Annotated in this window: 23 protein-coding genes; 19 read left to right on the top strand and 4 right to left on the bottom strand. The window is 41.8% G+C overall.

Features of this window, described 5'->3' with window-relative positions; genetic code table 11:
• Positions 1 to 14 precede the first annotated feature (14 nt).
• The 6 genes from A0128_RS19000 to A0128_RS18975 are packed head-to-tail and all read left to right on the top strand — an operon-like array spanning position 15 to position 6,661.
• Positions 15 to 1,736: a proton-conducting transporter transmembrane domain-containing protein gene (locus A0128_RS19000; RefSeq protein ID WP_069608947.1), complete on the top strand. Its 1,722-nt coding sequence runs from the start codon at positions 15 to 17 to the stop codon at positions 1,734 to 1,736.
• Positions 1,703 to 2,590, top strand: a complete 888-nt coding sequence (locus A0128_RS18995; protein WP_069608946.1) for an NADH-quinone oxidoreductase subunit H — start codon at positions 1,703 to 1,705, stop codon at positions 2,588 to 2,590. Before A0128_RS19000 ends, A0128_RS18995 begins: the two co-directional genes overlap by 34 nt.
• 17 nt (positions 2,591 to 2,607) lie before the next feature.
• Complete coding sequence (locus A0128_RS18990) at positions 2,608 to 3,228, top strand: formate hydrogenase (RefSeq protein ID WP_069608945.1); 621 nt, start codon at positions 2,608 to 2,610, stop codon at positions 3,226 to 3,228.
• The gene (locus tag A0128_RS18985; RefSeq protein WP_069608944.1) at positions 3,225 to 4,433 is read left to right on the top strand and encodes a proton-conducting transporter transmembrane domain-containing protein; all 1,209 of its coding nucleotides are present in this window, start codon (positions 3,225 to 3,227) and stop codon (positions 4,431 to 4,433) included. Before A0128_RS18990 ends, A0128_RS18985 begins: the two co-directional genes overlap by 4 nt.
• The gene (locus A0128_RS18980) at positions 4,434 to 5,843 is read left to right on the top strand and encodes a hydrogenase large subunit (RefSeq protein WP_069608943.1); all 1,410 of its coding nucleotides are present in this window, start codon (positions 4,434 to 4,436) and stop codon (positions 5,841 to 5,843) included.
• Positions 5,840 to 6,661, top strand: a complete 822-nt coding sequence (locus A0128_RS18975) for an NADH-quinone oxidoreductase subunit B family protein (protein WP_069608942.1) — start codon at positions 5,840 to 5,842, stop codon at positions 6,659 to 6,661. Before A0128_RS18980 ends, A0128_RS18975 begins: the two co-directional genes overlap by 4 nt.
• A 140-nt stretch (positions 6,662 to 6,801) precedes the next feature.
• Here A0128_RS18975 and A0128_RS18970 read toward each other — a convergent pair whose 3' ends face one another.
• On the bottom strand, positions 6,802 to 7,188 hold the full coding sequence (locus A0128_RS18970) for a DUF1304 domain-containing protein (RefSeq protein ID WP_069608941.1): 387 nt from the start codon (positions 7,186 to 7,188) through the stop codon (positions 6,802 to 6,804).
• A 159-nt stretch (positions 7,189 to 7,347) separates the two neighbouring features.
• Between A0128_RS18970 and A0128_RS18965 the strand changes: the two genes are divergently transcribed.
• Both A0128_RS18965 and A0128_RS18960 read left to right on the top strand, forming a co-directional pair.
• Positions 7,348 to 8,328: a GlxA family transcriptional regulator gene (locus tag A0128_RS18965; RefSeq protein ID WP_069608940.1), complete on the top strand. Its 981-nt coding sequence runs from the start codon at positions 7,348 to 7,350 to the stop codon at positions 8,326 to 8,328.
• Positions 8,329 to 8,672: 344 nt separating this feature from the next.
• On the top strand, positions 8,673 to 9,383 hold the full coding sequence (locus A0128_RS18960; RefSeq protein ID WP_069608939.1) for a hypothetical protein: 711 nt from the start codon (positions 8,673 to 8,675) through the stop codon (positions 9,381 to 9,383).
• Here the strand turns inward: A0128_RS18960 and A0128_RS18955 are convergent.
• Positions 9,380 to 10,309 (bottom strand): glycosyl hydrolase family 18 protein, encoded by a 930-nt coding sequence (locus A0128_RS18955; protein ID WP_069608938.1) that lies wholly within the window; start codon positions 10,307 to 10,309, stop codon positions 9,380 to 9,382. The genes A0128_RS18960 and A0128_RS18955 overlap by 4 nt on opposite strands.
• Positions 10,310 to 10,418: 109 nt before the next feature.
• Between A0128_RS18955 and A0128_RS18950 the strand changes: the two genes are divergently transcribed.
• From A0128_RS18950 to A0128_RS18920, 7 genes are all read left to right on the top strand, one after another.
• Positions 10,419 to 11,309, top strand: a complete 891-nt coding sequence (locus A0128_RS18950) for a fructosamine kinase family protein (RefSeq protein WP_069608937.1) — start codon at positions 10,419 to 10,421, stop codon at positions 11,307 to 11,309.
• A 61-nt stretch (positions 11,310 to 11,370) separates the two neighbouring features.
• Entirely contained in the window at positions 11,371 to 12,102 is a 732-nt protein-coding gene (locus A0128_RS18945) for an SDR family oxidoreductase (RefSeq protein WP_069608936.1), read from the top strand.
• Between the two features lie 70 nt (positions 12,103 to 12,172).
• Entirely contained in the window at positions 12,173 to 13,126 is a 954-nt protein-coding gene (locus tag A0128_RS18940) for an ABC transporter ATP-binding protein (RefSeq protein WP_069608935.1), read from the top strand.
• Positions 13,123 to 14,205 (top strand): ABC transporter permease, encoded by a 1,083-nt coding sequence (locus tag A0128_RS18935; RefSeq protein WP_069608934.1) that lies wholly within the window; start codon positions 13,123 to 13,125, stop codon positions 14,203 to 14,205. The genes A0128_RS18940 and A0128_RS18935 overlap by 4 nt, the downstream gene beginning before the upstream one ends.
• 26 nt (positions 14,206 to 14,231) lie before the next feature.
• Positions 14,232 to 15,353 (top strand): quinone-dependent dihydroorotate dehydrogenase, encoded by a 1,122-nt coding sequence (locus A0128_RS18930; protein ID WP_069608933.1) that lies wholly within the window; start codon positions 14,232 to 14,234, stop codon positions 15,351 to 15,353.
• A gap of 116 nt (positions 15,354 to 15,469) precedes the next feature.
• On the top strand, positions 15,470 to 16,915 hold the full coding sequence (locus A0128_RS18925; RefSeq protein ID WP_069608932.1) for a M43 family metalopeptidase leptolysin: 1,446 nt from the start codon (positions 15,470 to 15,472) through the stop codon (positions 16,913 to 16,915).
• 34 nt (positions 16,916 to 16,949) lie between these two features.
• The gene (locus tag A0128_RS18920) at positions 16,950 to 17,519 is read left to right on the top strand and encodes a hypothetical protein (RefSeq protein WP_069609412.1); all 570 of its coding nucleotides are present in this window, start codon (positions 16,950 to 16,952) and stop codon (positions 17,517 to 17,519) included.
• 45 nt (positions 17,520 to 17,564) lie between these two features.
• Here A0128_RS18920 and A0128_RS18915 read toward each other — a convergent pair whose 3' ends face one another.
• Positions 17,565 to 18,245, bottom strand: a complete 681-nt coding sequence (locus A0128_RS18915) for a hypothetical protein (RefSeq protein WP_069608931.1) — start codon at positions 18,243 to 18,245, stop codon at positions 17,565 to 17,567.
• Positions 18,246 to 18,293: 48 nt separating this feature from the next.
• On the opposite strand from A0128_RS18915, the gene A0128_RS18910 reads away from it, so the two are divergent.
• The 4 genes from A0128_RS18910 (at position 18,294) to A0128_RS18895 (ending at position 21,664) form a co-directional block, all read left to right on the top strand.
• Complete coding sequence (locus A0128_RS18910; protein WP_156781940.1) at positions 18,294 to 18,839, top strand: SixA phosphatase family protein; 546 nt, start codon at positions 18,294 to 18,296, stop codon at positions 18,837 to 18,839.
• Complete coding sequence (gene hpt / locus A0128_RS18905; RefSeq protein ID WP_069609411.1) at positions 18,836 to 19,381, top strand: hypoxanthine phosphoribosyltransferase; 546 nt, start codon at positions 18,836 to 18,838, stop codon at positions 19,379 to 19,381. The genes A0128_RS18910 and hpt overlap by 4 nt, the downstream gene beginning before the upstream one ends.
• A 320-nt stretch (positions 19,382 to 19,701) precedes the next feature.
• The gene (locus A0128_RS18900) at positions 19,702 to 21,465 is read left to right on the top strand and encodes a cation:proton antiporter (protein ID WP_069608929.1); all 1,764 of its coding nucleotides are present in this window, start codon (positions 19,702 to 19,704) and stop codon (positions 21,463 to 21,465) included.
• 1 nt (position 21,466) lies between these two features.
• Positions 21,467 to 21,664 (top strand): DUF1289 domain-containing protein, encoded by a 198-nt coding sequence (locus A0128_RS18895; protein ID WP_083244185.1) that lies wholly within the window; start codon positions 21,467 to 21,469, stop codon positions 21,662 to 21,664.
• A gap of 124 nt (positions 21,665 to 21,788) precedes the next feature.
• Here the strand turns inward: A0128_RS18895 and A0128_RS18890 are convergent, their stop codons facing one another.
• Positions 21,789 to 23,000, bottom strand: a complete 1,212-nt coding sequence (locus A0128_RS18890; RefSeq protein WP_069608927.1) for a glycosyltransferase family 4 protein — start codon at positions 22,998 to 23,000, stop codon at positions 21,789 to 21,791.
• Between the last annotated feature and the right edge of the window lie 159 nt (positions 23,001 to 23,159).

The following is a 23,159-nucleotide window of genomic DNA, read 5'->3' as shown; positions in this document are numbered from 1 at the left end:
AGGTTTAATAATCGATGGTCATTGTATCTTATTTACTCGTTTTAATAAGTCTTATCGCACCTTTTCTGATTGGAAAAGCTTTCGGTAAGAGTCTTTTTGATCATGAAGGGGCTATTCTTGTTGGATTGAGTCTTCAAGCGGTAGTCGGTTTAATAATTTCAGTTTTTGTAGTCGGGTATGAAGGACTTAAAAAGAAGACAGTTCTTTTGGGATACGCGATTTTCTTTCTGAGCACGGGCCTTTGTTTTTTTGCAGGTAAGACGCTTTGGTTGATTCTGTTTTGGGAATTGTCCACTGTCAGCGGATTTCTTCTTTATCAAGGAGAAAAGTGGACTTCTTCTTCGGCAAAAAGTTTTATCGCGCTTCTGCTTGCGAGCGGGATCGGAATTTTCTGTTTTACCTATTGGATTTATTCTCCTGACGACGACTTGGGAAAATTTTTCTTAGTTTTAGGTTTGCTGGTTAAGGCTGAATTTTTCGGTTTTCACTTTTGGCTTCCGGAAGTGCATGCCGGTGCTCCGCCTCACGCTTCCGCGGCCTATTCGGGAATATTAGTCAATCTTCCGCTGATTCTTTTTCATCAACTCGCTGTTCCTTGGATCGGAAGTTCGGCAATCATAAAAGTATTGATTCCTTTGGCGGGTTTTGGGGTTTTGTGGGCTGGACTAAGTTCGGTATTCGCGAAGGATGTAAGAAAAGCTATCGCTTACAGTACGATTGAAAATACAAATTTTCTAATGCTTTGTTTGTTACTTTCCGCACTATGGAAAGAAAGCGACGTCGAAGGACTCAAGGTTTTAAGCAGATCCTTTTCCTTTCTCTTTTTTATTTCTCTCATCCACCATAGTATAAGCAAAACTTTTCAATTCTTATCAGTCGGTTATCTTCTTAAACTTTCAGGAAGTTCTAATATAGATCACAATACCGGAATCGGTAAGAATTCAGGACTGTCGACAGCTTTGTTGAGTTTGGGAACGATCAGCTTTCTCGCGTTACCCGGAACAACGGGATTTCTAACCGAGGCGACTTTTGTGAAACTCGTCGCCGGAGTTTTGGATATCCCGGGACAAAGTGCAATTCTAATTCTTCCTCTTTTGATCTTGGTTTCTTCCGGAATAGCGTTAGGCGCCGTTGGGCATCTGAGAATTTTTTTAGGAATGGTGGTTTCCAGGCCTCGAGTGAATTGGCCGGAAAACGTTCCCCCGAGACTTGTTCGATACTCCTTGACTGTAAGCGGTTTGTTGATTCTCGGAGTATCACTTGGTATTTCCGCTTATACGCTCTATTATTCTCCGACCAAAGTTTGGTTGGATGAGAATTGGTATCGAGGTTTGGCGAGTGTGAATTTGATCGGGTTCTTAATGTTTTTGGTGATCGGAATATTCGGTTTAAGGACAAAAATCGAACGTAGAAAACTTTGGGACTGCGGCGGAAATTATAAAGGACCCGATGTGGCTATTCCTTCAGAGGGAGTCTCCAATCCGTTGTTCGCTTCCTTAGGGAGATATTTTACGAACGAAGACGGAAGTTCAAGGCTGGATGAAGCGATTTTGAAAGGAATCGTAAAATTGTTAGACACCTTTAAAACGCAGGTTAACGAAGCGGACGAAGAAACGATATCAATCAATCTCGCATTTTCATCAGCAACGGTTGTCTTGCTCTTATTTTTGATCATTGGCTTGAAACTGGCCGAAGGAGATTTATGGAAATTATTCTTAGATACCTTGACTCAATAGTTCGAGTGATTTCATTTCTATTTCTTCCGTTTCTCTGCGGAGGAATCGTTCTCAAAATTCGTTCTTATGCACAGGGAAGAATCGGCGCTCCCGTTCTGCAGATTTTATACGATACGATTCGGATGATTCGTAAAAAACCGGTGGATGGTCCGTTTTCCGGGTTTTTTACGGAAGCTTCTCCGATCATCGCTTTTGTCGCGGGTCTGGTTCTTTGGAGTTTGGTCAGTTACGAATGGGCTCCTTTTCTTTTGATTCCATTCTTAATAGGAATCATCCGATTCGCTTTGTTGGCGTATGCTGTGGAGAACGGAACCTCCTTTGCGGGAATGGGATCGGCAAGAGAAGTGATCCTGTTTGTGTTCTGCGAACCGGTTCTGATTCTTGTTTTGGTCGTTTTCGAGTCCCATATCGTAGTAAACGCGAATTTCGCAAGTCTTGCATTCGGCGGTCTATTTTTGCTCGGCACTTCCCTCGTAATTCTCGCCGAGATCGCCAAACCGCCGTTTGACGATCCAAGAACCCACCTCGAGTTAACGATGGTTCACGAAGCAATGCTTTTGGAAGCTTCGGGAAGTAGGCGTGCATTTTTCGAATTAGCTCAACAACTCAAAACAAGCTCTCTATTCTTATTCGTCGCAAAGATCGGAATTTATCACGGGGAATTTTTTATAAATCATACCATCCCGAAATTTTGGTTGGACGTCGTTGCGATTTTTGGTGCGCTTTTTGTCTCCGTCTGTGTCGGCTATATAGAATCGAATAGCACAAGAAGACGTTGGCGTTGGATTCCCGAGTTATTGGGTTTAAATTTTATCTTTATGCTCTTTCTGGGCATTCTCCTCAAATTAGGATGAGATCCTAAGGAAAATATATGGGAACAGAATTTAGTTATTTAATTCTCCTTCTGATAGGAGTTGTGATTCTACTGGAAAATAGGATAAAACGTTTAGTTTTACTTCTCGGTTTTCAAAGTGCCTTTCTGTTAGTCCCACTTTTTGAAGACTCGGGTTTTAACACTCATAGTCTTTTTTTAGCGGGGATGATCGTTTTCTTTAAGGTTATCTTGACGCCCCTTATCCTTTTCTGGACGGCGAGAAAGACAAACTCAGTAGAATCCACATTTCCGAAAATCGGCTACATACCAACTTTTGCTCTTCTTTCTGTCGGCGCATTGATAGGATTCTTGATGTTCGGCTTCACCAAATATCGATTTGGTGAAGTAAACCAAATGTCCTTTCTTTATACATTCTTGCTTTTGTATGTTGGAATGGTCGGCTTTGTGGTTCGTCGTCATTGGGTTCCTGTGATCGCTTCTTTCGGCGTTTTTGAAAATGGAACGTTTCTGTTGACTCAAATTTTACGGACCGGTTTACCGTTAGGGATAGAATTCGGATCCTTCCTGGACGCTGTGTTTATTATCGGCGCGGCTTCTACGCTTCGAGTCAGTATGCAGAATGATCCTCAATCCGAAAAAGAGGAGGTTTCCGCGTGAGTTTACTTTATTTAAACAGTATCGGAGCGCTTGTTCTTCTTTTCATTCTGATCGCATATATTTTCGCACCGACCAAAGGTCAGAGTAATATTACGATGTGGTCGTTTTTGATGTTGCTTTGTGCAGGTTTGAGTTTTGCCGCTTGGAATTCGGAAGGTTCAGCTTTACAATGGGTGCTCATTGAAGCCACTACGTTTACGGGAACGTTACTCGTCTCTTCCAGCGGAACTTCGAAATCATTCCCGATCGCCTGGAAGTTTTTGTTAATCAATTCGTTCGGATTGGGTCTAGCGTTTTTAGGCATTATCATCGTAACGGCGACGTTACACGGTATCGATCATCCAGTGGAAATTCTCGCCGGTCGTATTTCCGAACATCCGGAAAACTTATGGATCGAAATCGGTCTATGGTTGGCGATCTTCGGTTATTCGGCGAAGTTAGGATTGTTTCCGAATCACGTTTGGGTCGTGGATACCTATGGCGATAGCCCGAGTCAAATTTCCGCTCTCATTGCGGCCTTCATTCCCGTCTCCGTATGTTTTGCGATTCGTCCTTTTGTTCAGATGGACCATAAGTTGTACCCGACCACTTTTAGCGCCGCCGACGGATTGTTGATTTTAGGAATTGCGACGATGCTTCAGAGTATCGTCGCTTTGTATCAAAGGAACGACTTACGAATGATGACCGCGAAAGTAGCATTATTTCACAGCGGTGCGCTTGCTATTTTTCTTTGGATGGATCTACCGGAGACAACTTTCAATTATATAATGGCGGGCAATATCGTCTTAAAATCGCTTCTCTTTTTAACTATGGGAATCGTGAGGATGGATTCGGGCGGTAGAGAGTTGAGTAAGATATTTCTTTCGGAAGCGATCAATAAACGAGCTCTTTCCCTTTATACTATCGCGTTGTTTCTTGCGTTTGTACTTCCGGGGTCGCCGATTTTTGTGAGCGATCTTTTGCTTCTAAAGGCCGGATGGGCACAAAAGCAATGGTTTGTAATTTTAGTTCCGTTTTTCGGTTTAGTTTTTTTTGGAGTTACCATCTATAAAACCGTTCCGTTGTTTAATCTAAAACACAGACCTTTCGCAACAAACTTCGCTTTCACGTTGAACGTTCGACTGATCGATTCTTTACTTCTCTGTTTCACGGTCATAGGGCTCGGAATTTGGGGATTCTATCGATTGTTGCAAGGAGAATTTTGAATGCGTACTGTCACAGGTTTACATCCGAGAAAAGGAAAAAAAGGATATCATCGCTTTTGGATTTCCAACGATGGAATCGAACGCGAAGTTATCGAACACACTCAAAAGGAAATCTTCGAGGATTCTGCAAATCCGATCTGGATTTTACGGCATTCATTAGGCGTCGATCAAGGAGAGGAAGATTATTCGGCTTTTGATTTTGAAAAATACATCAGCATTGGACGCAAAACGGATCTCGAGAAATTTGTAACAAAAAAAGGGATTAAGGATTTATCATATAAAGGATTGAAAGTTCCGATCCCCGCTGACCACTATTCCCATGCAGTCGGACCGATACATGCCGGCGTGATAGAACCGGGGCACTTTCGTTTTATCGTTCAAGGTGAATTGATTAAGAATCTGGACATTCGTTTGGGTTTTCAAAAACGAGGTTTGATCGAAATGATAAAAGGAAAAGGTCCGAAAAATTCTTTCCCTTACGCCGAGGCGATATCTGGGGACAGTACGATTTCTTATGGAATCGCTTTTTCAAGAATTTTTGAGGAAGCTCAGAAGATCGAAGTTCCTCAAGAAATAGATTTTGCAAGATTGGTACTTTTAGAATTAGAAAGAATCGCGACCCATATCGGCGATATGGGTGGAATTGCGGAAGACATCGGCTATTATCCGTTACACGGGGTTTGTTCCTTACAAAGGGGAGTTCCGCTCGGTGTTATGGAGGCGTTGACCGGGAATCGATTCGGACGAGGCGCGTTGTCGCCGGGAAAGATTTCTTTAAGGCCGGGTTTGACTCGCGAAAAATTAGCCGAGTTGGCAGAAAGGATTCGATCGGTGACGGCTGACGTATCCGGACATTTTCTAAGAGCCGCTTCCGTTTCAACCAATCGTGAAAGATTACAAACCTGCGGAGTCATTCTACAAAAGCAAGTTCGGCAGCTTGGTTTTATCGGGATGGTGGAAAAATGCACCGGCCTTAACCGAGATTTACGCAAGTTGGAAAAATCCTATGACTTCAGCTCGCCGATCAACTTGGAATTAAATCACGATCATATGAACGGTGACGCTTGGGCTCGATTTTACATACGATATGAAGAATTGCTGAGAAGCAGTAAATGGTTGGTGGAAGCCATTCCTAAAATAGAAGCTCTTTCGGATTTTAGAGATAGAAAAATAGGCGCGTCTAAAACCGTAAAAAAAGGATCTTATCATGCGGCGGTGGAAGGTTGGAGAGGGCCGGTATTGGTTTCTCTCGATCTGGAAGACGACGGAACGATCGAAGACGCGTATATTAGGGATCCTTCCGTTCCCAACTGGCACGCTCTGGAATTAGCGGTTCGAGACGAATATATCGGAGATTTCCCGCTAAATAATAAATCGTTCAACCTCAGTTACGTCGGAGTGGACCTATGAAAGCAATATACGAAATTTTGAATATCTTTCGTCGTGCAAAAACGATGAACTATGAAAAAGTCTCGCCGATCAATTCGAATGCGAGAGGAATTCCGGTTCCGGTCTTAAAGTCCAACGAGTCCTGTTTATCCTGTAAATCCTGCGAACAAGTGTGTCCGACCCATTCCCTCAAAATTCATTCCAAGGAAAAGATGAGTTTTGATTACGGCGCTTGTCTTCAATGTGGAAGATGTTCGGAAGTATGTTCCGATGGAAAGATCGTAGATTCAGGTTTTGTTCATGTTTATTCTTTCGATCGCGATTCTCTTAAGGTGATTTATACCGACGGAATTCCCGAAGAAAAAGACGAAAACGTTTCGGACGAAGTGAAAGAATTTCAAAGGATCACAAAAAGAACGGGTTTTCAATACAGAGAAATCGCGGCCGGTGGAAACAATACGACGGAAGCGGAAATCAACGCGAGTTTCAACGCGCTTTTTGACAGCGAAGCCAGTAAAGTTCGTGTGGTTGCTTCTCCTAAACACGCAGATGCACTCGTATATTCCGGTCCGGTCAGTCAGAATATGGAAGGCCCTTTGAACACAGCTTGGGAAACGATGCCTTCGCCAAAAGCATTGATCGCATGCGGAACGGAAGCCGTTTCGGGCGGATTGTTCAAACGGGGAAAACTTCCAAAGGAACCGGATCTTTTTATCGGCGGGGATCCGCCTAGACCGGACGTGATGATCTCGGCGTTTCGCTACTTGATGGGAATTAGAGAATTTTCCTTTCGTGCGGAATTGACGAAACACGTTCTAAATTTAAGAGAAAAAAAGTAACTCAAAAAGAAAGAATGTTCAAAACTCGGATCACAAGAGAATTATTAAATTCTAATGTATCCGAGTGGATTGAAAACAAATATCCAAATTGTTCTAATCTGATTTAGAATTTATAATCCGTTTCCGGATTATTTCACCGATCAACCGTTGATAGAAACCCCGATGAGTATGATCGCGATCAAAGGTGGTAGACCCTGAATGATTGCTGCGCGAGCCATAGCGGGTTTGGAAGCAAAAAGAACGAGACCGGCGCCAAAAACGGAAAAGCAGGAAAAGATCATGATCGCCGGAGCGTAGGCAGGATGAAGTTCGAAGAAGATCGCTCCATACAATGCGCCGATTGCCAGAAAGAGATTGTAAAAACCTTGGTTTAGAAAAACCCCTTTCATAGCTTCCGCTAACTTTTTATCCGTAACACCGAAGCGTCTGTGGATTGTCGGACGCATCCAAAGAACGCTTTCCATAAGAAAAATCCACACGTGAAGCGCGCCTACTATGCCAGCCAAAATTCTTGCGGCTAAAATCATTCCATTATCTCCTTAAGATTTGTTTCGGTAGTTTAGCAGGTGGGTTTCCATTTGTAAAGGTGCATCTACGCCAATTTTCGACGTGATTCAGCCTTTTGAATGAGCGCCGAAAGGATGTTTTCGTTGCGATTCCGCCAAAGCGTTGTCGGAATGCCAAATATGGACGTTGTCATTCTTCTGATTCCCGGCGCCCCGGCCTCCGTCATTACCGGCCTTTTCGAATTCTTTGAATTTGCGGGAATGGATCTCGAGAACCGTCGGAAACCTCCGATTTGCCGTGTGCGTACAGCTGCGATTCAATCCGAACCCGTACAACTTCATGGAAACGTCCAGATCAAACCCGATCTCGTTGGTCGTTGCGAAAAAGTGGATCTTGTAATCGTGCCGGCAATCGGACCCAATGTTGTCGCAATCAAACGGAGATGTGGACTCGAGATAGAATGGCTCAAAGAAGCCGCGGCTCAAGGAGTTCGAATCGCGAGCGTTTGCTCGGGTGCTTTTTTGCTCGCTTCCACGGGTTTACTGGAAGGTCGATCGGCTACAACTCATTGGCAGTTCGCCTCGCTCTTTCGAAGGATGTTTCCTTCCGTTCATTTAGAAGTAGATAAACTAGTCATCGACCAAGGCAATTTTTTGACATCCGGAGGAAGTAACGCTTTCTACGATCTAAGTCTTCACGTTCTGGAACAATCTCTTGGAAGAGAAGTTGCGCTCAAATGTGCCAAACATTTTCTACTCGATTCCGATAGAATTTCACAGACTCCTTTTATGACTTTCGCGGCTCAGAAACATCACGACGATTTATCGGTCGCGACGGCTCAGGAGATTCTTGAAAACGAATTCACCACAACGATCTCGATGGAAACCCTTGCGCAAAGAGTGGGCCTGAGTTCTCGAAGTTTAAAAAGAAGATTTAAACAAGCCACGGGCGATCCACCTTCCACTTATTTGCAACGACTTCGAATTGAATGGGCGAGGCGTCGTCTGGAAGAAACCGGAGATTCCATCGAAGAGATCAGTTACGCGGTGGGATATGAAAACGTCGGATTTTTTCGAGTCCTTTTTAAAAGATACGTCGGAATCACTCCTCTGGAACATCGGCGTCGGCATTCGATTAAAATCCCGGTTCGGTTTAAATAACGATTCATTTTCCGGATCGTGTAAAGCTGATCCCTGTTTTCAACTCTACAAGAAGAACTGATTTCATTAGAATTTCCTTTTATAAAATTCGAAACGTAGGGTCGATTCACTCTTCGGATTTTTATTCTGAAAGCAAAAATCCGGGGTCCGACCGACAAATTTTCATTCTTCCAAGGAAGGAATTTTCCAATTAAACTCAAAGACATTCGCTTTTGGGAAAAACAAATCTTACCAAAATTCTTTCGAATCCGAAAGTGGACTCACTCTTATATTTTTAAGAGTCAAAAATAAATTTCTAAATCCCGTCTTTTAAGTCTAAGAAAACGAATTCGAAAGGAAATAAAATGAAAATCATCATTCCATTCTTAATTTTGAATTTATCAGTTTCGATTTTTGGTGAAACAAAAAAGGTGCATTTTTTTGGAACGGCGACGGATCTAGAATCCGGGAAAATTCTCTATTACGATCATCACGAAGAGATTTGGGAAAACGGAAATCATTCCTATTCTAGGATTCAATATAAAGATCCGCAGGGAAAGGTTTTTGCTAAAAAGAAAATCCAATTCTCCAAAAATCCCTCCATCCCCGATTTCCAATTGGACGATTTACGGGACGGTTATCTGGAAGGTGGAACCTTTTTAAAATCCGGATCCGCAAAATTATTCGCACGACGGAATTCGGAAAAACCGTTAGAGGAAAAAACGATCTCCTTCTCGGAGCCGGCTTCGATGGACGGAGGTTTTGATTATTTTGTAAAAAATAATTGGGAATCTTTAATCGATGGAAAAACGATTCGTTTTCGATTTTTGGTTCCAGTTGAAAGAGATATCTTTGCCTTTTCCGTTTCCAAAACAAAAGTCGGAGATTACAAAGGAAAGCCGGCTTTATTCTTAAGAATGAAAATTGACAATGCGGTGTTGGCCGTTTTTGTATCGCCGATCGACATGGTCTATGATATCGAATCAAAAAGAATCATGGAGTATAAAGGAACCTCCAATATCAACGATGAGAAGGGAAAAAGTCTGAACGTAAAGATCGTCTATGATTTTCGTTAAAACCCGATTCTCCAGAAGCCGGTTCCTTTGAGTTGATATCTTTCGGTTAAACCTTGTAATTGATATAAAGATTTTCCGTCTGAGATATATCCAATTCCGGTTTCATCCTTCAGTTCCATAAAACCGTCTTCTCCGTATGTGATTTCAAAACGATTTCGATTTTTTGCCAATGTCCTTTGATCGATGATTTTTACTTTGCCGTCTTTTTTCCAAAAATATCCGTAAAGGGGAAGCCCCAACCAAAGTTTAGAAGAAGGAATTTTACCGGATAAAAATTCCAAATTCTTCTTGGTCCAAGAAAGCGAAGTTACCGGGCCGGGTTTTGTTTTGGAAGAATGAAAATCGTAGCTCATCAGCACAAATTCGTCGATAAAGTCCGCGTCCAAAAGCTCTGCATGAATCTTAGAATTGAGATTCGGAAATTCTATCTGAGGAAAAAGAGCTAAGGTCAAAACTTTATCTCGGGGAAGTCTCTTTCTTAGTTCTTTTAGAAATCTTTTATAATTCGGTATCTGTGAGTTTGAAATGTATTCGATATCAAAATGCAATCCTGATAGATTAGGATTTTGTTCTATAAAATGGATTAAGCTTTCGATTGAGTTTTGAATTCCAGATTCCGTTTTTAAGAAGTACCAACCATGGGGATGAGAGCTTGTAACAAGCGGAATCAATCGAACCTTGTGTTTCTGACCCAAGGTAAAGAAAGTTTCGGGAAGCCGAATGGACTTGAGGCTGCCATCCGCTCGCAGATAAGTTCCCGTAAAACAAAGAGTATGCGATTTTGAAAAAATTTCTGTCCAATAAGCAGGAGATTCCCTTTCGATCGATTGGTGAATCGTATAATTCCAAATTGGCGTCGGTTCCTTGGCCCAAAGATAGGAAGTATCAAAGAAACAAAGTAAGGTAAGAATTCGAAGAATGATCACGTCTTACGGAATATAATACGTTTTCTTAAATTTCAATCAATCCGGGAACCTTTCGAACCGATTTTTTAATCAGACGAAAGGACCGGACTTTATCCGGGAGGAAGCGAGTGTGGTCATCAAAGCAGGATTAGAAGAGGCGATCTATGACGGTCTGGAAAGGCTGGGGATTCTGAATTCCGGCTCAAGACCTAGAATCGCTCTACAATCATCCAGTCTCAATGAAATCTATCTCGTGACGGCGCCTGCCCATTCCTTTGCAGTAAAAGTCATTTCCAGTCGAGAAATGGCGGAAACCGAAAAAGAATCTCTCGAGCAACTCTATAGAGTTGGAGTTCGGGTTCCTGAATGTTATGGAACTGTTCAGGCCGGAAATTCTTGGTTTCTCGTAATGGATTATATCGAAGTCGGATCGAGTTCGAGCGCACGAGAAGATTTGATTCGAAGTCTGAAACTGCTCTACCAGAAGGATTCTAACTCTTGGGGTTGGAAGCGGAATAATTTCATTGGAACCTTATCTCAAAAGAATCAGTGGTTTTCTTCGTTTGAAGAATTTTTTTGGGAATGTCGTTTATCACCGCAGTTGGATTTGGCCTTTGGAAGAAAATTAATAGCTCCCAAGGACGTGGAAGGTGTTACCGACGTTTTTCGAAAATTTACGGAGGAATGGTCTCTCAATCGTTCCAAACCCAGGTTGATTCATGGGGATCTTTGGTCCGGAAATATTCTAACCGGAAAGAACGGACATTCTTATCTGATTGATCCCTCGATCTCCTTTTCTCATCCGGAACAAGATCTTGCTATGTTGAGTTTATTCGGAAGTCCTTTGAATCTGGAAGAGATGCAGCAGATTCTTTCTTCTATCGGCGTGGACGATCCCGGACATTTGAAAGATAGAATTCCTTTTTGGCAAATTTATCCGGTTCTGGTTCACATCAATCTTTTCGGTCCTTCTTATCTTTCCTCACTCAGACAGATTTTACGTTATTACGGTAAAAGTTAATTCCAACTTCAATTTGGGAATTGCTTGATCGATCCGTTTCAAAAAAGAAGATAAGCGGATCATGAAACTTTCAGGAAATACGATCTTAATCACCGGCGCTACGTCGGGAATCGGCCTTGAACTCGCGAAAAGATTCGCCTCCTTAAATAACACGGTACTTGCTTTGGGGAGAAATAAAGAATCGCTTTCCAAGTTATCTTCCATTTCAGGAATTCAAACGATTCGGTGCGATCTTACTAAACCCGCCGATTTTGATAGGCTCATTTCGCTTATCAAAAAGAAACATTCTTCTCTTAATGTTTTGATCAATAACGCGGGAATTCAATTCAATCCCGATTTTCTAAAAGACCCGGATCAAAGTGGGAACGTAGAAAAAGAAATTCAGACTAACCTAACAATCCCAATACGATTGATTTCCATTTTGATTCCGATTCTAAAAGTACATAAAGATTCAGCGATTGTGAATGTTACTTCCGGTTTGGCATTGGTGCCGAAAAAATCCGCGCCCTTGTATTGTGGAACAAAGGCCGGGCTTCATTTGTTTACTGAGGCCCTGCGTTATCAATTGGAAGGATCGAATATCCGAGTGATCGAAATGTTGCCTCCACAAGTAGATACGCCGATGACCGCGGGTAGAGGGAAGAATAAATTGACAACGGCAGAATTGACCGATCAATTTTTAGCCGCTCTGGAAAAAGACAAGGTTTATATAGGAATCGGAGTCGTTCGTTATCTTCGTTTTTTGCTTCGTCTTTTTCCTTCTTTGATTTACAGGGTCGTAAAAAATGCATGAGCATTTTGGTAAGATCGAAATTCGAAAAATGAAATCTTAATTCTAAAATCCATACCAAAAGGATGTTCTCTTGAATCCAACACATTCAAACGAATCTACAAACGTAGTCATCGACGTTCGTAACGTAATCAAACGTTTTAAAAATACGACCGCGGTAAACGATCTGAGCTTGGAAATCCACAGGGGCGAGTTTGTCGCGCTCTTAGGTCCGAACGGAGCCGGTAAAACAACTCTGATCGAAATGTTGGAAGGGATTCAAAAACCGGACGAAGGATCGATTTTCATTTTGGGAACGACTTGGAAAGAAAACGAAACTCTTCTTCGATCCAAAATCGGATTGGCCTTACAGGAAACTCGGTTTATGGATAGAATCACCGTTCAAGAAACTCTCGATCTTTTCGGAACATTTTATAAAAGTAAAAAAGAAAGACTCAACGAAATTTTAGAACTGATCAACTTAGAAGACAAACAAAAAGCTTATGTAAGTCATCTTTCCGGCGGTCAAAGACAAAGACTGGCACTCGGCGTTTCTATATTAAATTATCCTGAAATACTTTTTTTGGACGAACCTACGACCGGTCTGGATCCGGGAGCGAGAAGGGACGTATGGAAAATCCTGGATCGTCTTCGACAAAGTAAAACTACGATGATTCTTACCACTCACTATATGGAAGAAGCTGAAACTCTTTGCGAAAGAATCATCATTATGGACAAGGGAAAAATTTTGGATCAGGGAACTCTACCGGATCTTTTAGGAAGAACCGGCGGTGGAGAGATCATTCGTTTTTCCGTGGAGGACGGATCCAATCCTGAAAGTTTGATTCCTTCCGCCGGAATGTACAAGTATCATTGGGACGGAGCTAAATCGGAGGCGAGAATTTATGTTTCCGCGATCACCGATTATCTGCCCCAATTGATCCAGACGATTTCCGCATCGGGAAAAAAGTTAAAGAATTTGGAATGTCATAAAAAAACGTTAGACGATCTTTTCCTCAGCATGACGGGAAGGGGACTGGAAGAATGAAACAAATCCTTCAATTGGTGAGCATTCAGCTCAAAGAATTTTATCGAGAACCTGGAATTCTTTTTTGGGCCTTTGTATTTCCGATCGCAATGGCGGGAGTTCTCGGAATCGCATTCAAAAATCGCGGATCCGAAGAGGTAAAAATTGCAGTATTAGAAAATTCTTATCAAGTAGAAGAACTCAAAAGAACTCTAGGGGTTGGTAATTCCTTAAATGAAGAATCAAAGTTACAGGAACAAAATTCTTCGTCTCAATCCTTGCCTTCTCTCAAATTTTTGGTTCTTTCGAAAGAGGAAGCGGTTCGAGATCTCAAAAGAGGAAAGTTAAATCTTATACTTGAAAAGACTGCGGACGGCAAGATTCATTTTTCCTTTGATCCGGAAAATCCGAACGGACAAAGAGATTATCTTTTGATTCTTGCAAAAATTCGTTCAAGCCAATCCGAACTCGAATTTAAAGTAGAAAAATTGGATTCGAAAGGAACGAGATATATCGATTATCTTGTTCCCGGAATGCTCGCGATGGGTGTGATGAATTCTTGTCTTTGGGGAGTCGGATGGAATCTGATCGAAATGAGAATGAAAAAACTCTTACGAAGAATGTCCGCTACTCCGATGAATAAGCTCTACTTTTTACTTTCTTTCTTTTTTACAAGATTGGTAGTTACCGCAGTTGAATCTCTGATTCTCCTGAGTTTTACTTCGCTGACGTTCGAAAATTCTTTTGAAGGTTCCGTCGGCGCGGCCATACTCATTTATCTCGCCGGCAATTTTGCGTTTGCTTGTATCGGAATGTTTATCGGATCTCGAGCCGCAAGTTCTCAGGTTGGAAACGGTTTGGTAAACGCGGTCACGTTTCCTATGATGGTTTTGTCCGGAATCTTCTTCTCTTATCAAAATTTTCCGGAAGTCGTTTTGCCTTTCATTCGAAATCTTCCTCTTACATTGATGGCGGATTCTTTGCGTGCGGTCTTTATTGAAGGTGGTGGTTTTGCTACGGCGCTTCCCGCGGTCGCCGGTTTACTCGCGTACGGAATCTTATTTCTTTTTGCGGGGAGTAGAATTTTTCGCTGGTCTTGATCTAAGCGGAGAAAATAGTTTCAGAGATGATTTCTTCTTCACTGAGACAAGGCGCTTATACCGCTTTTCTAAAACCTTTTCTTCTTTCCTTAGATCCGGAGACGGCGCATGAACTCGCGAAAACTCTTCTTGGTGTGAGTCGAAAAATTCCCGGCGCACTTTCCGTGATGGAATCGATGACTTCGTATCGAAGCGATCGATTGAAAACGAAAGTCGCAGGTTTAGAGTTTGATAATCCTTTAGGAATGGGCGCTGGCTTTGACAAAACGGGTGAGTTGTATCCATTCTTGAGTAGAATGGGTTTTGGTCACGTGGAAGTCGGAACGATCACTGGACAGGCGCAACCCGGAAATCCAAAACCAAGAGTGTTCCGTTATCCGGAAGACCAAGCGCTTATCAATCGTATGGGTTTTAATAATCCTGGCGCGGATCTCGCGTTCAAAATTCTTTCGAAACAAACCAAAGGGAAGATTCGCGGTATCAACGCCGGGAAGACAAAGATCGTTCCGGAAGACAAGGCAGTGGAAGACTACGTTTACACTTTAAAACGTTTATCACCTTACGCGGATTATACGGTCATCAATATCAGTTCTCCCAATACCCCGGGCCTCAGAAACTTTCAGAAGCAAGAGAATTTTGTTTCTTTGATTGAAGGAATTCGTTCAGGACTTGGAAAAGATTTTAAAATTCCTATCTTTATAAAATTTGCACCCGATATGGAGCAGAAGGATCTAGAAGCCTTATTGGAAACTTCTCTGAGTCTGAAACTAGACGGAGTCATTCTTACAAATACAACAATTGATAAATCGCTTCTATCAAAATATCCGAATGTGGAGAAAGAAGGAGGACTTTCCGGTAAACCTCTTAGAAAAAAAGCGACCGAATTCATTCGAGTTGCGTATAATCAATTGAAGGGAAGAATTCCGATTATCGGAGTCGGTGGCATCGATTCAGGACAGGCGGCGTTGGAAAAAATTCTCGCGGGAGCTGACTTAGTTCAGATCTATACCGGTTATATTTATCAGGGCCCTTTTCTACCTTTGCGGATTCTTGAATTCTTAGATCAATTTTTGAAAAAGAATCGCTGCGATTCTATTTCTCAGTTGGTGGGAAAGGAAAAGGAATTCGATTGGATCCTAAAAAATTGACGATGGTTCCCGAAAAAAGAAAAATCTCTTCTTGGATTTGAAATTAAGAAAAGAAATATATCTTATAAAATTGTAATAGAGTCGCTCTCTAAAAGAAGCGTTGGGAAATTAGCGATATGTTGAGAAAATCTTTCGTTCTAGTCTTGATTCTCTGTATGTTCTCTTGGGGTTGCCCTATTCATAAAGACAATGATAAAACATCGGAAAACATAAATCTTTTACTTGGTTTATACGCATTCAACGAAGCTCTTTATCGTTGTGAGCCGACGGAGAATGAAAGAACTTCCGGAGCCGCTCCGAACTTTAGTATCTCATCTTCGACGCTGAGTCAAGTTCTGCTGACGCAGAGCAATGCCTATGCTGATGGTGGAACCGCTTATCTTTCGGGAACCGTCAACTTTGCCGGTCTTGGAAAAAACAATCCTGTTGGAATCGTTTATACCGAGCAGAATCATGCCTTTGCATCCAACTCAAATCGTTTTATCTATCCGCTCTGGGAAAATGCCGCGCGCAATTTAATTCAAGACAATGGTAAGAGTGAGGCCGCGGGGTCTCGGTCCGTAACAACCGCGTTTCCAATCGGCGCGACTCCGGGTTACTATGCTCCGAGCGCCGGTTATAATAATTTCGGAAGTAATATCTTAGGTGTGGATTTTATTTTACCCGCCATTCCAAGTCCTGCGATTCCAACTCGAAGAGTAACGAACAACACTCCTCATACATGTGAAGAATATAAATTTCGCGCCGAGCCAAACGGAATTTTTGGAAGTTCAGCATCCGGCTTAGCAAAGGTTTGGCAGTCTAGAAAGAAGTTGAATATCAATTTGATCTTCGTTCCAACTGCGGTAACGACGCCGACCACTGTTGGAATGGCGACGATGATCCAAACCTTGAAAGATATCTACGCGCAGAGCACTGTAAAGATAGACGTTACCGTAACGGCCGTCGTCGCAACCGGAGCGAATACAAATTTTCTTACAATTGCAAATATATCCGATGATTACGGAGACGTAGCGGGTTCACTCGCGACTTTGTATAAAACAAATCCGGCCAGCGTTCAAGATTCAAATTCTTTGAATATTTATGTAACGCGAGATTATACCGTTTCGAGTAGCGCTCCGGCGGGAATCTTGGGAATCTCATCGGGAATTCCGGGAATCCCGGTCACAAGCACTCCTAAGTCGGGTATGATTGTGTTTATCGAAAATCATAGAACGGCGACCGGATGTGGTGCGGTTGGATCCGATCTAACTTGTGCGTCAGATCAAATCTTTTTAGCGAAGACAATCGCTCACGAAGGCGCTCATTACTTAGGACTTTATCATCCCGTTGAAAAGGATGTAATCAAGGGACGTTATTCTTTGGATCCGTTACCCGAAACTCCGGAATGTCAGGATCAAAATGGAAACAATCTTGTCGGCTTGGGAGAATGTTTAGGAACCGGTTTTTACAATAGTGGCGGGCTGAATCTTATGTTCTGGGCTGGAAATCCGACGATCAATCAAACTCAACTGACTGGAGAACAAGGCTGGGTGCTTCGATCGCATCCATTGGTGTACTAATATGAAAACAAATAAGAATCAAATCGGATTAAGAATGGGAAAAACTCTTTTAACATGTATGCTCGGCTTGTTGACGCTTGCTTCCGCAATTCAAGCCGACCCTCTCAACGGAGATCAATACGAAAAAATAAAATCCGTTGTGCTTCAAACGGGACATATCGATAAAGAAACCCTTGTAAAAGAAGTTTATGCGATCAATCCAAATCCCCAGGAGTATCTGATCGCTATCTCTAAAGAACCCGGTTTGAGAGTATATGCGCTCTCGCAGATCAACGACTTGATCGCGGACTTTGGCGGAAACTCCGCAAAGAATTATTTAGAATCTACAATTTCAAATGAGAATTCTCATCCGTCGGTTCGAAACGCCGCGGCCTTTGCTTACGGAAAATCGTATTATTCTTTGGATAAAACTCGGACTGAAAATTTTTTAAAACAATATGAGCATCATACTGGAATTGGAAGTTCTATTCAGAATACGCTGAAAGATCTGAGAGCAGGAAAAATTAGTTCGGTTCGATTTTCAGATCGTTTAAAAAAATCAAATTTAGAAAGTCTCAAAGATAAGAATCTTCGTAAACCGGATTCTAATAACAAGAACGATTGATCAGAATACAAAATTCTCTTTGAGTGTTAGACGAGAAGTTTACATTCAAGGAGAAGAATCGTTAGAAGTTGTAGTCGTCTGTCTACAAAGTCCCTTTTCTTTCCAATCTAACTTCCATTCCGTCGCGGAATCATCTTTGAGAAGACGAACGATAAAATTCGTGCACGAATAACGAAGGTTGTTGTCTGTCGAAACTTCGTATTCTCCCGAGTAACGAAACCAATGAACTTCTAAATCGCTTCCCGAGATCGCTTCTCCGATTTTCAAATTTTCTATTGTCTTTCCTTTCCAGCGATCTTGCAGAAGGCCTTCTTCGATTAACTTAAGAACGGTTTCTTTATCGGGTGATTCTTTACCCGGATCGGATAATACAATATTCTTACCGAGTCCGAGTTCCGAAAACAACCAGCCCTTCGTTCGTACAAAAATATAATTCGCACCGACTTCGGTTCTTGTGACGCTGCCGTCCTTACGTTTTGTGGTAACTAAGAATGGAAATTTGTAAAGTATATCGGCGTTGGCTTTGGATTCTTCTTTTTCTATAAGAACGGGTTCGCCGTTGCTTTCGATCGATTGAATTTTATCTCCGAGATTCTTTTTCAACCAATGAATTTGAACGTCTTTTTTGGCTCTATCTTCGTCCGGCGGGCCCGCTAATTGTGCACTTAACAAAGTGGGCATTAGAATGAGCAAAGCAATTCCTGCTAACGCGGAGACCTTTTTCATAGCACCATAATTAAAGAGATCTTTTAACTCTTGTCAATGAATTTAAAGTTGACCGGAGAAACGGAAAACGAGAGACAAAGTTCGTTGAAACAAATTCATTTAGTCAGACACGCAAAATCAGATTGGGAATCCGAATTTAAATCGGATCGAGAAAGGCCGCTTTCAGAAAGAGGGAAGAAAAACGCTCGCACTCTTCGGAAGTATTTGGAAAGAATTGAATTCAAAACAGATTTGTTTTTAATTTCTGATTCTAAAAGGACAATGGACACTTATAAAATTCTTACTAAAAATAAGGATGTCTCTTCCGAGATCAAAGTAACCGAAGAATTATACGAATCCGATAGCGAAGATATTTTAGTTAAGCTCAGAGAATTGAATTCTAATTTTGAGAGTGTGGCATTGTTGGGGCATAATCCTGGAATCGAAGAAATTGCAAATCGTCTGATCCGCGGGAACGAAGACTTATCTCTTTCAGAATCGATTCTTTTTAAATTTCCCACTTCCGGCTTTTTAAGTATACATGCGGAGATCGATTCTTGGAAAGAACTGGGAAAGGTTCCGGGCAAAATAATTCGATTTTGGATACCGGGATGATCCAAAAAAATTCTGATGTTCTCCATCCTCGTTTTTCTAGGGAAGAAATTTCAAAAAGAGTTAAGTCCTTAGCCTCCGAAATTGCAAAGGATTATAAAAAACTAAATCCTGTTTTTATCTGCGTATTAAAAGGTGGAGTTTATTTTTTCTCGGATCTTACAAGAGAGATTCCCTTTTCTGTCGAGATCGACTTTGTGCAGGCGAAGTCGTATGCAGGAACTGTTTCCACGGGAAAGATTGATTTGTTAAAAGATATCAACACCGATCTTTCGGATCGGCACGTCATTCTTGTCGAAGATATTTTAGATACTGGTTTTACCTTGCAATATCTCGTGAGACATATCTTCACGCGCAATCCAGCGAGCCTTGAGATCGTAACGCTTCTCTTAAAGGAAAGAAAAAATATTCTCGAATTTCCAGTGAAATACGTGGGCTGGAGAATTCCGGATGAATTTGTTGTAGGCTACGGTCTCGATTTTGATGGGAAATATCGAAATCTTCCGGATATCCACGTTTTGGAACCGGGTGATTTTTCCGTTTAGACAACCCCGGAGTTGCTATCAATTTCAAAGAACTGATTTATTTTCTTGCGAAATTGCTTCTTTAACAGCAAAGAATTTTTGGAATTACATGAGATGATATGGTTCCATTTGCAATTTCAAGTTTTTACCAGATTGATAAAAAAAATGTTTTTTACTAAAGGATTCTTCTTTAGTTTAGTAAGTAGAAGCTTTTTATAAGATTCTGCCGTTCGCTTATAAGAAACCAGAGAAAGAATATTCGTCTGCTCCTGCTTTGGTTGGAGTCTGCGCTTCCGGGTTTCCTTAAAAAAAGAAATTAGATTTTAGGACGAACCGTTAATATGGAGCATCATTCTCTTTCTCTCTTAAATGACATCGCGTTAAGTATCATCTTCGCCACGTTTTTTTCTCATATTGCTAGAGTTACGAAACAACCTCTGATTCTCGGTTACGTTGCGGGCGGTCTTTTGCTCGGACCGAATTTGGGTCTCGGTCTTGTCGTAAACGAAGAAAGTATCGAATTGATCTCAGAGATTGGGCTGATTCTTTTATTATTCATCATCGGTCTTGAAATCGATCTGAAAGAATTGGCGCGGATGGGAAAGTCCATGTTTATTCTAGGGATCAGCCAATTTGTTTTTTGTGTTCTCTTCGGTTTGATTTTCTTTAAAGGGATTCTTTCTGGATCCACCGGAAAGTTCGACCTTCTTTACTTTGCGATCGCGTTGGCGATCAGTTCTACGATGATCGTCGTCAAACTTCTTCACGATAAATTCGAAGTGAGTACGATCGCCGGTCGACTTACGATCGGAGTTTTGGTTCTCCAAGATATCTGGGCGATCATCTTTATGGGAGTTCAACCGAATCTTCAAGATCCTCAGATTTTAAAGATTGCAAGTTCTCTTGGGATCGGTTTGGTTCTGATCGGTGTCGCTTTTTTAATCAGTAGATTCTTTCTTTCCAGATTGTTCGAAGCGGCCGCTTCGAAGCCGGAACTCATTTTGATTACATCCATTGCCTGGTGTTTTTTACTCTGCGGTTTTGCGGAAAGAGCCGGGCTTTCGAAAGAGATGGGAGCTTTGATTGCGGGAGTAAGCATCGCAGCGTTTCCGTACGGCGCCGACGTAATCGCGAAACTTTCCGGAATCAGAGATTTCTTTATTACCCTTTTCTTCGTTGCACTCGGAATGAAAATTCCGATTCCATCGATTCAGATTATCAGCGTTTCTTTGATCGCGGTGGCATTTGTTATCGTCAGTCGTGTTATCACGGTCGCGACTCCAGTTTATTTTTCCGGAAAGGGATTGAGAGCCGGAGTTGTAACCGGTTTAAATTTGGCACAGATCAGCGAATTCTCACTCGTAATTCTTTCTCTGGGAATGGGCTACGGACATATCAGCAAAGAATTGGAATCGACCGTGTTGACTTCGATGATTCTTGCCTCCGTCGTTTCCACATACATCATTCTTTTTAACGATCCGATTTCCAGATTCATCTTAGGGCTGTTAGCTGGGGTTGGTCTGAAAGAAAAAGAAGAGAATCGATCGGAGTCCGATCTCACCGGTCAACCGAAACGCGACATCGTCATCTTGGGATATTTTAGAATCGCGCAAGGACTTCTCGAAGGAATTGAAAGAGAAAAGCCCGAGTGGTTGAATCGGATTCTTATCGTGGATTTTAATCCAGTTTTTAGACAGGCCTTGGAAGCCAAAGGAATTCGTTGGGCTTACGGGGATCTCGCAAATCCGGAAACTCTTCATCATTTAGGAATCGAAGACGCAAGATACGTGATCTGTACGATTTCCGATATGATTCTGAAAGGTACTACCAATCGAAGACTTTTGGAATCTCTCAAAACGATCTGCCATCATACACAACCTTCCATCATCCTCACGACGGATGACACAAAAGAAGCCGACGTTCTTGTAGAGAGCGGGGCGGCGCACGTTATCGTTCCCGGAAGAATCAGTGGGATGTCTCTTTTTAAAGAAATGAAAACGATCGTAGACCATTCTAAGAATGGCCATGAAAAAGGAAGCGCCTCAACAAAGAAAAAACCTGCGGAAAAGAAAGCCGCGGCGAAGTCTAAAGTTCGAGGCAAATGAAGTGGTCCGATCGCCTTGTAATAAAATCTGTACGATGGATTTCGAAACTGGATATTGCGAGGGCTGTTTTCGTACGATCGAAGAAATTGGAAATTGGTCCCGTTATTCCGACATAGAAAGAGAAAACCTTTTTTTAACTATCCAAACCAGGAAGGAAGAGATTCTTTCCAAGAAAAAATATGTTAAAAGAGAATTCTGAGTTTAGAATTTCGTTTTTCATTGATTTCTAAGCTAATTGCTTTTCCGCCAAATGAGATCGATCGTAAAAACTTCTTGAAACCGGACTTGAAGTCCGTTTCAAAGTAAAATACGGCAGAATCGTCTTAATAAACTACTTTATAATTTTCTAATGTTTTTTCGGCTGCGATTTTCCAGGAAAATTTCTTTGAATTTTTCTTCCCCTTTGGAATCAGAGTTTTTATTTCTTTCGGACTTTTTATAAAACGATTTAGAAGAATTTCGAGTTCTTTCGGTTGATCCGGAGAAAAGTAAAATACGCTTTCACCAAGAATTTCGGGCATTACGGTCGAGTTGGAAGAAAACACGGGACAACCGCAGGATTGGGCTTCAAGCGGGGGAAATCCAAAACCTTCATACTTTGAAGGAAAAATAAGAACTCCCGCGCAGGAATAAAGACAACGCAGTTCTTCCAATGAAAGTCGTTGCATGGGAAGAATTCGATTTTTATAATCTTGAACGTCCGGCTCAAGATAATCAGGAATTTTTCCCGAGGCTCCGCCGAGAACCCATTTCGTTTTTAAGATCTTAGAATCCCAAAAGGATTTTAAAACGTTTAAGACAAAGTTTAAATTCTTATGGCCTTTTCCGATTCCGACGCTGAGTAAATATCCTTCTTTGAGTTCGTATCTTTTTAAAAATTTCTTTTTCTCTTCGGAAGACGCCGGATAAAAAACGGATTCATCGATTCCGTTCGGAATCACTTGGATTGTATCTTTCGAAAAATGAAAAACGGATTCTATATCCTTCGCCGTGTATTCAGAAACGGAAACGACTTTTTTTGAAAACGCTCGAATCAATCGAAAGACAACTTGTAAATAAATTCTTTTTGCGAAGCTCGAATGAAATTCTTTCATACGAAAAGGAATGATGTCGTGAATCGTTACGACGGATTTCGAAAGATAACGGATGGGCGCGTTGAAATGCGGGACGTCGAGGAGATCCATTTCTTTCATCAATGGATGCCCGCAAAATTCTCGAAAAGAATAGATCGGAATCTCGTAAGAAATCACGGGATAAGAATACGATTCGATTTTTTTTCCACGGGAGCCGGAAGGTTTTAGAAGCTGTTGCTCCTTTTCAAAACCGGAAAATTCGTGGCAGGAGATTCCTTCTTTTAAAATCGTTTCTCGGTTTCCAAAAAGATAGATTTGAAAATTTTCTTTCGACGCCAATGGCCCGATGTTTTTTAAGATTCCTCGGATTCTCATTCCGATGCCGGAATGCGCGATCATTCGGGCGTCTAACCCGACTTTTACGGGTCGATCTCGCTTTGTCTTGAAATTCTCGGCGCTCATGAAAGGACAAAATCGCTCGCGGTGGGAAATCCGCAAGAAAATGAAAATCCGATGGAAGATTCTATAGCCTCTTTTGAGAATGGGAAAGTTCTCTCTTTGGATTCTAAAAAAATTAACCGAAATCGTCAGTATGGAATCTAACAAGAGGCCCCTTATCCA

It is taken from the genome of Leptospira tipperaryensis, assembly GCF_001729245.1.
In the GTDB taxonomy this organism is placed as follows: Bacteria; Spirochaetota; Leptospiria; order Leptospirales; family Leptospiraceae; genus Leptospira; species Leptospira tipperaryensis.
The sequence above is the reverse complement of the archived record's forward strand: the minus strand, read 5'-3'. Positions and strand labels throughout refer to the sequence as shown.